Annotated in this window: 6 protein-coding genes and 1 pseudogene; 3 read left to right on the top strand and 4 right to left on the bottom strand. The window is 68.5% G+C overall.

Going from position 1 to position 11,114, the window contains the following annotated elements:
- Positions 1-4,176 precede the first annotated feature (4,176 nt).
- The 4 genes and pseudogenes from IPK71_11755 to IPK71_11740 all read right to left on the bottom strand — a co-directional run bounded on the left by IPK71_11755 (position 4,177) and on the right by IPK71_11740 (position 8,448).
- Positions 4,177-4,416 carry a hypothetical protein gene (locus IPK71_11755; protein MBK8214413.1) on the bottom strand — a complete coding sequence of 80 codons (240 nt, stop codon included), beginning with the start codon at positions 4,414-4,416 and terminating at the stop codon, positions 4,177-4,179.
- A 1,521-nt stretch (positions 4,417-5,937) separates the two neighbouring features.
- Entirely contained in the window at positions 5,938-6,126 is a 189-nt protein-coding gene (locus tag IPK71_11750; protein ID MBK8214412.1) for a hypothetical protein, read from the bottom strand.
- A gap of 210 nt (positions 6,127-6,336) precedes the next feature.
- A pseudogene (locus IPK71_11745) lies at positions 6,337-6,924 on the bottom strand (dihydrofolate reductase family protein).
- A gap of 156 nt (positions 6,925-7,080) precedes the next feature.
- Positions 7,081-8,448 carry a hypothetical protein gene (locus IPK71_11740; GenBank protein MBK8214411.1) on the bottom strand — a complete coding sequence of 456 codons (1,368 nt, stop codon included), beginning with the start codon at positions 8,446-8,448 and terminating at the stop codon, positions 7,081-7,083.
- A gap of 877 nt (positions 8,449-9,325) precedes the next feature.
- Here IPK71_11740 and IPK71_11735 point away from each other — a divergent pair.
- The 3 genes from IPK71_11735 (at position 9,326) to IPK71_11725 (ending at position 11,063) form a co-directional block, all read left to right on the top strand.
- The gene (locus IPK71_11735) at positions 9,326-9,604 is read left to right on the top strand and encodes a hypothetical protein (protein MBK8214410.1); all 279 of its coding nucleotides are present in this window, start codon (positions 9,326-9,328) and stop codon (positions 9,602-9,604) included.
- Entirely contained in the window at positions 9,601-9,765 is a 165-nt protein-coding gene (locus IPK71_11730) for a hypothetical protein (GenBank protein MBK8214409.1), read from the top strand. The genes IPK71_11735 and IPK71_11730 overlap by 4 nt, the downstream gene beginning before the upstream one ends.
- 272 nt (positions 9,766-10,037) lie before the next feature.
- Positions 10,038-11,063, top strand: a complete 1,026-nt coding sequence (locus IPK71_11725; GenBank protein MBK8214408.1) for a hypothetical protein — start codon at positions 10,038-10,040, stop codon at positions 11,061-11,063.
- The last annotated feature ends 51 nt before the right edge of the window (positions 11,064-11,114 follow it).

The raw sequence follows: 11,114 nt of genomic DNA, 5'->3' as shown, positions 1-11,114 counted from the left end.
ACGAGGTCGACGAGCCTCGGGGATGGCGGCGGGGCTCCGACGCGGGGGCCGCCAGCGCTCGAGATCCGCGCAAAGAAGGAGCGTTGTGCGGAAACGCGACCGACAAGGCGCGCTGCCTCGAGGCGTACGCGGGTATCGGCACTCGCTTCGGCTTCCCGCAATGCGCAGTTCGGCAGTGCTCGGTCGAGTCGCTCGTGGTGAACCAGGGTGACACCTTCGGTCGTTCCACAAGCTGAACGCGGTCGGGCCATATTCTCGCCCGGTCGACTCGCCCTCGGAAGCCGTTTCCCCGTCGCGCGCCTCCAAGGCTACGGCGCGTTGTGCGACGCGACGACCCTGAGCGCGTCGCCGGGTGGTGGCTACGTGGTCCGCGCGGGTCAACGGCCCTCCATGCAGCAGCAATACGGCTACACCCCTCGACGTGAGCGCGAGCGGTGTCGTCACCGAAAATCCAAGGGTCTTGGTCTCGCCCCGGTGGGCGTGGGGGGCGTCGCCCCGAGGGGCTGCGCGAGGTGCACACGTCTGCGGGCCTCACGTCGGCGGGTCGATTTCTTGCGCAATGCACGCACCTGAAGAAGCGAGCGTGCCTGCGTTCCGTACACTCGAGCGCGAGCCCGGCGCTCGGGGCGGGGCCGAAGCCCTCGCGGCCGCGCGGCGAGCGGCTTCGTGACGAGATCCGCCACACGACGATGATGCGCCTGCTCGCCAAGGCGTTCGGCGGGGAAATGCGCCGAGGTCGCCGTCGAGAGCCCGAGCCCGCGTTCGGTGCTCGCGATGGCGCTCGAGAACGCGCGCGAGGGCTGCGTGGGCGAGACGTACGGCGCGGGCGCAGGCCGCCTTCCAAGCACGCCGCGCGAGCGATCCGCGGTGCGCGCGACCTCGCGGTGATCGCCCGTGACGAGGCCCGGCACGCCGAGCTCGCCTGGGCCGTCGACGCCTTCTCGCTCCACGGCTCACGGCCGAGGAGCGCCGCGAGGTCGAGCGCGCACGCGAAGAGGCGTGGGCCGCGCGGAGGCGTCCCTCCGCGACGAGCCGAGCGACGAGCCTGCGACGCGGGCCGGGCCCTGAACGCCCGAGAGGCCGCGTGGCTCGTCGCGGGAGTCCGGAGACGTGCTCGCTGCGGCGTGACCTCCGGAAGCACCACCGAGCTCCCGCGCGAGGAAGCTTCGACGAAGCGACTCCTCGACATGGATCGCCACGGGCGCGAGGTCACTCGTGGAGGTTGTCCTCGGCCCAGGCGCGGGCTCGGGAGGCGGTCGAACCGCGGCGATGCGCCAGGCTCACGGCCCGTCCCTTCGCGAGGAACCCGTCGATGACATGGGACGGCTCGTCGGGCGAAGGCGGCCCGCTCGGGCTCTCCTCGCTCGACGATCGAGAGCGCCACGTCGTACATGAACCGTTTCGACCTCGGCGGGCGGGAGCGTTCGCACGTAGTCGAGGAGGTCGTAGTCCGAGGACTCGAACGACCCCTGTCGACGGCCGTATACACGTCCCCGTAGCGGTCGAGGATGACTCCTCGAGAAGGCGGGTCGCGGAGTGCCCACCAGCGGCCCCTTTTTCGCGCGAGGATCCGGACGTCGCCCGTGGCCGTCGAGGGAGCGGGCGCGCGGTAGCTCGGGGGCGGTGCTCGAAGGGGCGGCATTCGCGCTCGACGAAGACAGCCCCCACTGTCGTCGAACCCCACCTGGAAGCGCACGCGCCGGCACCCGGCAAACCCGCGGAGCGGTCGCGTTCTGCCCACGACCAAGAGGGGGCCATCGGGAACGACGGGAAGGTGAAGCCCGAGGCCTGAGCTCTGCCTGGTGCCTCGAGAGTCCCCCTTCGCGAAGCTCGGATCGCCGACCGCGGCCACTTCGCCGAGGCGGATTCGCACGATCTGACGGGAGTCGACGGGTCGACCGGGCCCCGGGGAAGTCACGGCGCAGCGACGCGACGAGCCGCGGAGGGTCGACTCCCGACCGCGGCCGGGGCGGGCACGGGCCCGTGCCGGCGGGTGGGGACGCAGGCCGTCGCCGTCGCGACGAGGGCGAGGACGAGCGCACAGAGGGGTGTCTCTTTATTTGATGTCCTCGCACGCAAGCTGACCTAACGTGTCCAGGCGGGCCCGGATAGTCGTACGGCCCACGACGAATGCAGCGCTGTTCGAGCTTGTCGCACAGAAATGCCCCCCTGCGATGGCTCCGTTTCGACAGACGGAAGCGGCGTAGGGCGCCGACTCATGGCACGCGTACCCATTCACGATCTGCGCAGTCCGAGAGCCGCGAGCGATCTCCGCATGTGATGCCACCACGGGCCGGAGTCGGTGGGGGTAAGGACGCCGACGGCCATCCATGCGCACCCCACGCTGGTCAGAGTCCCTGGCCTAGCAGGCCCGCCCTCGAACGTCTGGGCCATCGCGGCCTTGCGGAAGCTCGCGGGTTTCGGAGCGAGGTCAGCGGCTCGAACCAGATGTAGCGGGTCGCCTCGAAACCGAGGGGCTTCGGCACCCGGTAATATCCGAGGCCACCGCCGATGGTCATGAGCGCAAAGGCTTGGTTGGGGATTCCCTGAGCAGTAGTGCACACCAGTTGTCGTTCGCCATGTCGGCGGGCCCCTTTAGGTATCGGCCCGCCATGTAGTCGGGCTGCTGGAAGATCCGTGGTGCCGCGAGGTCGCGGATACCCTGCCCATTCTGTAGAATCAGGCGCCCGACACGCATGTCGGCCTTTTTCTCGGAGCCCGGCAACCAGTGGGCGGCCGAGACGCCCATCACGTCCGGCGAACGATTCGTTGAGGGCGCCCGACTCCGCAGCGTAGACGAGGCCGGACGTCGCCGCGATCACGCCGTGCGCGAGCTCGTGCACAACGACGTCGAACGAGAGCGCCGTCCATGGTAACGCGCCGCCGACCGTTCCGTCCCCGGAAGTGGATCTCCTCGACCACGGCCGGTAGGCGGCATTGTCCCCGGAGGGCGGTGTCGTGGTCACGACGACGACGGGGCTCCCACGCCTGTCGAGGCCATTTTCTTCCGTGGACGACGCGGAAGTACTCGAGCCCCTTCTGCGCATGGTAGGCCGCATCGACCGAGACGCTCTTGTCGAACGAGTCCCACGTGCCGAGTTGGGACACGCGAATGGGCTGCATCGGCACCGCGTGCGTCGAGCGCGAAGGTCGACACCGTAGGCGTCGGCGGATCTGAGGTCGCATGAGTAGTCGGCGTTCTGCGAGACGTCGAGCTTTTGACGTCGCTCGGGTCGCGCCAATAGTAGTAGCGGGCGCCACGCCTGATCCCGGAGGTTCGCCGTTCGCCGGCGCATCTCGAGCACGGCCCGCCCCGTGGCGTCGACGTGGACCGTGGGGCCCGAGCAGGTGCCCACGGCCTCCTCGAGCTCGGACGCGGCGGGAGGTGCGGGCGTCTCCGGGCAGGGCGCCCAGGGAGATCTTCGGCGTGACGGTGGGGCTCGCCGCACGAGGCGAGGACGTGCTCGGCGGCTTTTCGCGCGGCGTCGGGCTCGGTGAGCTTGGGCGAACGCGGGAGCGCGGAGAGGTCGTGCGCGAGCGCGGATTGCACGTAGAGGACCTTCCCGTCTTGGCCGAAGCGCACGGACGAGATGGCGTCGAACACGGGGATCGTGGTCCCGGGGACGACCTCGGTGAAGGCGGTCTCGTGGGCGTTATCGGGCTCGTCGTTGTCGGTCAGCGGCACGAACGCGGGCGCGCCGCCGTGGGTGCCCAGCGCCCGCCGTAGCGGGCGAAGAAGCCGCGGGCCTGCTCTTCGTGGGTGGCGCCGGGAGGGCGACGGGGTCGTCGGGCCGAGCAGGCGGGGCTAGGCGCGCCGGCTCGGCGAGGAGGCCCACGCGACGCCGGTGTCGGCCTCGAGCCGCGCGGCGAGATCGTTCGCGAGGGGAGCGGCGCCGGGCCGTCGTCCGCCGCACGCGACGACGGACGACGCCCCGCGAGGAGCAAAAGAAGGAGAACGGACGAGGAAAAAACGCGTTCGAGAGCGGGACATGGAACCTCCTGGTCCCGCTCGTTCGGCAATCGGCCGGGGTTCGCTGCGTGGAAATCGTCACGCCCGGTTCTTTTTCTCGCGAGCCCCCGTGGTCAGCGCGCGGACGTAGTGAAGCCCGACGACGCTGCTCGGGTAGGGTTTGCTGCGAGGGGCGGCGAGGGCGCGGACGCGGCGAAGCGCGCAGATCAGGGGCTCTTCAAGCGGGGACCGAGCGCGGCGTCGAGCCTCTTCATGGTCTTTCGGTAGCCGTAGGGCTCTTTCGGGCCCCCCTTCGCGAGGCAGCGTGGTGGACACGGGGCACACCGAGCCGGATGAGCGCTTGCCCATAGAGGGGCCGACGCGAGCTCGAGGGGCCGCTGCGAAGGGACGGCCTTCCCCGTGGGTGCGCCCGCCACCTTGCAGATCGGGATGTCGGAGAGTCGCATCGCACGGGCACGAAGGGTCGTTTCCCGCAGGGCTGCGGGCCGAGAGGGGAAGGGCACGCGTATTGGAGCTCGAACTTTCGTGTCGAATTCGCGATCGGCAGGGGATGTCGATGCGGGCGACCGGTAGTCGGGGGCTACGAACGGGAACATCCGCACGTCGAGGCCGGGAGCGTCGAGCCGGGTCGGGCCTTCGACGATGGTCATCCACCGTTCGGCCGTCGGTCGACCTTCGCCCACGAGATCGTCCGGTATACCCCGAGGACGACGACGAAGATGTCGTGCTTGCGACGGGGCCCACGCGCGAGATTGCAGAGCGTCGGGTCGTCGAGCCCGTTTCGCGGTGAGCGGGAGCTTCGGGGCGAAGAGCGGGTTTTGGCACGAATCACCGCCGACGTAGCCGCCCTCGCGTCGTGTTGGGCGCGAGCTCGGCACGCGGGCGAGCGAAGCCGTCGACGAAGCGCCGTATCGGGAAGCGCGGGTCGACACCGAAGCGCTCTGACATGGTGGAAGCGGACCGCGAGATCGTCCTCGTCCTTTCGATGAAATCCCCTCATTTTCCGGGCACGCGGGGTCGGCGGTGACCTCGGTTTTCCTCGAGAGCGGCACGGTCGGCAATCCACCGAGCCGGGCTGGTCTGGGCATGGGAGGTGCGGCAAGGGGGCGGTCGAGCCCCCACGGACGGATCGCGTTGGGCTCCTGGTACGTTGGCCGAGAGGGGAAACGTGCTCTCGAAATAGGATGCGCCCCGCCCGCCGAGCGAGTCTGGGTCGAGGGAGACGTCGTCTTGATTGGTCACGAGCACCACGGCCAGGGCGGAGTCGGGGCGGAGGAACGTCGCGCGTTGGGCCAAGAGGGTCGTGTCCAGCTTCGGCGTAGGAGCCATGTGGTCGTTGGGGTCGGGCGCGACGAGGAACCGGTACGCCGCCTCGAGGGGCGACGAGAACCGGCAACCCGCGTGGCTGACCCTTTCGACGAGGCTCGCGGTGTCAGCCCGCGCGAGCGCAGTGAGGTCTTGGTACGGCGTCGTGCTGACGGAGGGCTGCGTGGCATCGCCTCGTGGCCGGCGGAGACCAGGCGAGGACGTTCGACGGCCCCGGCGTTCAGGAGCGGCGTCTGCTTCGGCCCGGCGCGGTTCAGGAGATGCGCGGCGTCGTCCTTGTGCGCGTCCAGCGTCGGGGTCGAGCGGGTCCGTCTCGGTGGCTCGGCATTGGTCACTTCCGTACCCCCCGAGGGACGACGAGAGCACACCGATGTGCAGGTCGACGACCGGGGGATGACGAGGTGTCCCTCGTTGGCATTCTTGTCCCGCTGGCCGGGCGGCCTGGGCGCGCTCGCCCGTGGGCGCCCCCGACGCGTCGACACACTCGGGGCTCGCGAGGTCGAGCACGAGCCGGCTTCGCCGCGTCGGCGAGGAAGGCTTGTTTGTCTCGCCTATGAGCGCGGAGTTGTCGACGACGAAGAGGAGGTCGACCTTGTCCCTCAGGGCGGCGCCGGCCTCGCAATAGCTGGTCTGGCAGGTCGTTATAGGGCCCCGTAGACGTCCCGGCACGCACGTGCTGCAGTCTTGTGCGTCCCGGTAGGTAGCGCCGATCGCGTGAGGTCTTGCCGTCGCACGCAGAATCGCGCGGCCGGGAGCGACTGGCACGAGGGCACCATCGCCACGAGCAACGCGCCCACGAGCGCGGCCCCGAGGCGTCGCACGAGGGTCATCGGAGGCCACGCTTCGGCGTGTGGAGGAGGGGGGCGCACGGCGCCACTTCAAGCAGGTTCCGTGCCTCGAGCGAATCGTGAAAAAGCCCGTGTCGTGGGCACGGGCGGCGGCTCGATGTGGCAACCGGGTTGGCGTGTGCGTGCCTTTGGTGGGCACACGCCTGCCGCCTGGGGCGTAGGGGAAGCGCGCCCCTGCGCCCTTCTCTCCGGTCAGCGCGCGCGGACGTAGTGAAGCCCGACGACGCCGCTCGGGTAGGGCTTGGCCGACTCGAGGCGGAAGGGGAGGCGAGGCGCTGCGGGGCCCGACGGAAAGAGCTTTTGCCGGTGCCGAGGACGAGCGGGTGCAGCAAGAGGTGCAGCTCGTCGACGAGGTCGTGCTGGAGGAGGGTGTGCACGAGCTCGTGGCTCCCGTCGGTCATGATGGTCTTTCCGGGGCGGCCTTGAGCTTGCGCACCGACTCGACCACGTCGTCCCGATGATGGTGGTGTTGCGCCACACGGGCGTCTCGAGCGTCCGCGAGACGACGTACTTGGCCGGCGCGTTCATGAGATCGCCGAACGGATCGCCGGCGGGCATCGGCCTCGAAGGCGTTCGCCATGAATGAGGTACGTCTTGCGGCCGAGGAGGAACGCGTCGACGTCCTGCATCAGCGCGCCGAACGCGGCGCTGATGTCGTCGTGCCAGTACGGCAGCGTCCAGCTCCCGTGCGGAAGCCGCCCTCGGTGTTCCTGTCGGCGCCCCTGGGAGCCTGCATCACGCCATCGAGGAGAGAAACTCGGACACGACCAACTTACGCATGGATACCTTCCTGGTGTTTCGTCGGCGGTCGGCCGCGACCGAGAGCTCGTGTGGGGGGGGCGGCGTGTGGATCGCGGGTTTTCAGAGCGGGAGAAACGGTGGTACTTGGGCCGGGCCTCGTCGTCAACTCCTGGCAATGGTCGGCGGCTCGCTTTGTCACGACGTCGTCAGTCCGTGCCTGCCGAAGAGGCGCGTAAAAAACTCCTTCACGAGGACGTCCGATGTCTCCCCGCTCACCAACTCCGTCGCGCCGAAGCGGTACACCTCGTACCCTGCGAGCCGGAGATCGCGGTCCGCTGCCACCATCTCGCTGTATTTCCCTGGGCTTGCGAGGCCGTCGTTCTCGGCGAAGTGGTGCTTGCCATCGACCTCGACGACGACCCGGGTGCCGTGCGGAAGCAACAACAGGAAGTCCATCCGAAAGCGAGCGAGAGCGTCGGCCCCGCGCTCCGCAACGGTCCTCGGGTCCCAGTGAAGCCAGACCTCTGGCAGCAGCGCCGGAAGCTTGTGCACCGCTTGACCGAATGCACGGAAATAGCTCTCAAAGAACCACCTCTGCGGGGGCGAGTTTGTCGGGAGACTTCGCCGCAACCTACGATAGAGAGTAGCCTTCGCCTCCTCCTCGTCATCGATCTGCTCCCGTCTCGCCCACCACCGCTGCAGATCATGCCATCGAAGGCCCTCTCCCGTTATTGACTCATCATAGACCAGTACCTGATCCGCGTTACTGACGATCTCGATGTCATTGTTTACGGCGTCGCGAAATCGGAGGTCCGGTTTTACCGATGAGGCGAAGATGATGTTCTTCGGCCGACCGGGGGCGCTTCCCCGAGATGCGACTGAAAAGACCGGATAGCCACCTTCCGAGCCGGTCTCGCGGAGCTCGACGGTACACGGGCGGAGAAGTTCGTTGACACGTTCGACGAATAGTCGCTGCTCGGCTACGTCTGGCCGAACGGCGCCGCCCGCCATCCCCTCAAGGAGAAGACAGAAGCGCCGGTCCGAGCAGTCGTACGCTCCAATCCGCGCGAAGAGCTCCTCTACACTCCAATCGCCAGGGTTTCGGTACACGTGGCGTCTGATTAGCGCACGCAGGGTGGTCGGATGGGGAGTGAACGGGTCACAGAACGGATCATCTTCGATCTCGAAGAGTGACTCGACGAGCGCGTCGAACTTCTCGGCATCCCTATACAACAGATCGTGACCGAGACCGCGAGCGAGCTCTCGCCTGAATCGCTTTGGGATCGGAGGCCCAGGCTCGTCTGCCCAAAGCAAATCCTGGAGTTCATTCCGGGTGGAAGGCACGGGCGGGAACTGAGTGAGGAATCGGAGTGCCACTTCGGGAAGGGAATCGTCGGCCAACGCGTCGAAGCTCGCGAGCATCCGCTCTCGCTTGGAGCCGTCGAGTTCCGGGCGCGGCAGACCGAGCACTTCACAGATGGCGGGCAATCGCTCGTGCGTTCCGTGGTCCTTCAAGTTTTCAACTTGCGGTCGAAGAAGCTTGCGAAGGCGGGGCAGGTCCACCCCGAGATACTAACGCATTTTTATCGGGGATGAGGGGTTTGGTCGTGACGCCCCCAGCCTCACGACGGCCATGACCAAATTACGAATGGGCGCCTCCCGTACGGTGTAGTGATAGAGATGGGCCCGGGTGGAAGCGCATCTCCTCGCCGATTCACGGGGTTTCTCCGATTTGGGTTGCCGGCCGATAGCAGCCCGACGCGACTGTGCATCGGACGACGCCGGATGAGCGCGCAGAATGTGTCACGAGCCGTCGCTGACCAGGCCTCTGCAAAACGTTCACGCTGGGCGTCCGGGCAGGTGCGACCTCCAAGGCCACCGCGGCCCTCTTAGCTACCCCCCACTTTCCCCCTCGACACCCCCAGCATCATCCCTTAGCCTCTGGGCCCATGGGGACAACAAAACTCAAGCAGCAGGTCTAAATCGGCCAAGAAACCTGCGCCCACGGGCGCTGCGGCCCGAAGGTGGCGGCACGTTCCACCGCGACGGCACCTTCGGAAGGCGGGCCAGGTGAGCGCGAGGCGCTGGCGACCCTGAGGGAAGTCCTTCCGCCGCTGTCGCTCGCGGAGTCTCAGGCCTTTTTGGAGTCGAGCTCCCCGGAGAGCTGTCGGAAACGGGCGAACAACACCAAGGCGCGTGACGTGCTGCGCATCGCCGTGGGGTGGGCTCGCACGATCGGTGAGAATCCGGCCGATGGGGCCGTGAGCCCGAAGCGCGCGCGGTGGTTCCTCGATTGTACGAGCGCGCTCGCCGAGGTCGTGTCGGGCAATGCCATCGTGCGAAATCCCTCCGTGACGACGGCCGAGACCGCCGCGCTCGCCAAGGCGATCGAGCTTTCGGGCGATATCCGAAAGCAAGCGAACCGCGCGCTGGGGACGATATGGCCCGCCGCGAACAGCTCGCCAACGCCCCCTGCCGGAGGCGTGACGCACGGGCCGAGGCGCTCCGCTCCACGAAGACGCTGCTCCACGGCTGGATGAAGAAGGACGGCCTCGGCCTGCGCCTCAGCCTCCAAGACATCACCGAAGAGACGCTCACCGAGCTCGAGGCCACGGCCAAGGCCCTCGACGCGGCCACCGCGAACAAGGGCGCCGCCAAGCAGGTCGACCGCGACAGCCCGGCTGAGAACGAGGCTGAAGGGCGCCTCTCTTCGCGATGAAGTGGATTTGGGACGACTTCAAAGCGGCGCGCAAGAAGGGCAAGTCTCGCCTGGTGTTGCAGGTGTCCCCGGCCATCGTGCGAGGGCTCGGCCTCGGGAAGGGCGCAGGCGACAACGAGGACGAAGACGACGAAGAAGGACCGGGCGGGCCTACGGGCTGACCGGAGCCGGACGGAGTCTAGGGCGGGCGCGCTGCGGTGCGCCCGTTTTCGTTTTGTGGGTGCCTCGGGGGCATCACGTCCTTCGCAGGCGGCGCGACGGGTCGGCGGTGTCCCCTCGGCTGCACCTCACTCCCACGGAGGCCTCGAGAGGTCTCCTCGCCCCCAAAGAGGGAAGCTCCCTCCCCTTCCCGGCGTATCGTACGCCTATGCAGACGTGTCCGTGTCCGAGGTGTGGGGCCGCGCTGGCGCTCTCCCTCGCTTCGCTTCACGGCGTGCGCTGCCGATCGTGTGGGTACGAGGGGCCGCCGCGGCCCGAGGTGCTCGAGCGGCTGCGGATCGCGCAGGGGGAGCTCTCGCGCCTCGATCAGCGGACACGTCAGCTCGACGCCTCGGCGCAGGCCGCCATCGTGCGCGCGCTGCGAACGCGGTGGGGTGCCATCGTCGTCCTCTCGTTGGGCGTGCTGCCGTTCGTGGCGCTCGCCGTAGCAGGCGTCGCCGAGGGGTTCGAGGAGCACCCCGGCCTTCCTCTCGCGAACCGCATCATCGGCGTCTCCCTGACTTGGGTCCCGCTGCTCGTCTATGCCTGCGTGGGGGGCATCCTCGCGGCCTTCGTCGGACGGGCGCGGCGGCGGCTCCTCGCGGCGAGCGCGGCGATTCCGCCCGAGCGGCCCGGCGAGCCCGTGACTTGCGCGGTGTGCGGCGCCTCACTCGCGTCCTTCGGCACTTCGCCCATCGCTCGTTGTGGCTATTGCGCGGCCGACAACGTCGTTCACCCCGCGGCGCTGAGGCAGGCCGCGACCGCTCGCTCCTTCGACATCGACTCCATCGGCGCAACGACCGCGCTCCGCGCGCGCGAGGTGGTGTCCGCAGCGTCACACGCGAGCGCGATGGGTGTCGCCTCCGTCGTGGGCACTCCGCCTGTGAGCTTCTTCGCGGTGTTGGCGCTCCTCCTCTTCGCCAAGGCAGTCGAGCCGTACATCGCGCTCGCGGCGAGCCCTACCCCCCGTTACGCCTGGGTCGCCACCAAACGCGGCAAGTGCGTAGGCCTCATCGGAGAGAGGGACGGCGTGCCCCAGGCCCACTTCGGCGGCAACGACAAACTGCCCAACCCGATGACGCTCGACACGCTGCCCCCGCGGTTCGCGCCCAGCGCGATCGTCGGGCGAACGATGCGCCTCGCGAACGGAAAACGCGGGCGCGTCGTCGGCGTCACCGGAGCACCCGTCACGAACCGCGAGCAGCTCGTGCTCGACTCGGGCGCCCACGGAGACCTGCCCGGCGCGTGCGCAGAGGAGTAGGGGCGCGAGAACCAGGAGAGACACGTCGTCCCACCGACGACGTTCGTTCGA

The sequence above is a fragment of the Myxococcales bacterium genome (assembly GCA_016712525.1).
Taxonomy (GTDB): Bacteria; Myxococcota_A; Polyangia; order Polyangiales; family Polyangiaceae; genus JAAFHV01.
The sequence above is the reverse complement of the archived record's forward strand: the minus strand, read 5'-3'. Positions and strand labels throughout refer to the sequence as shown.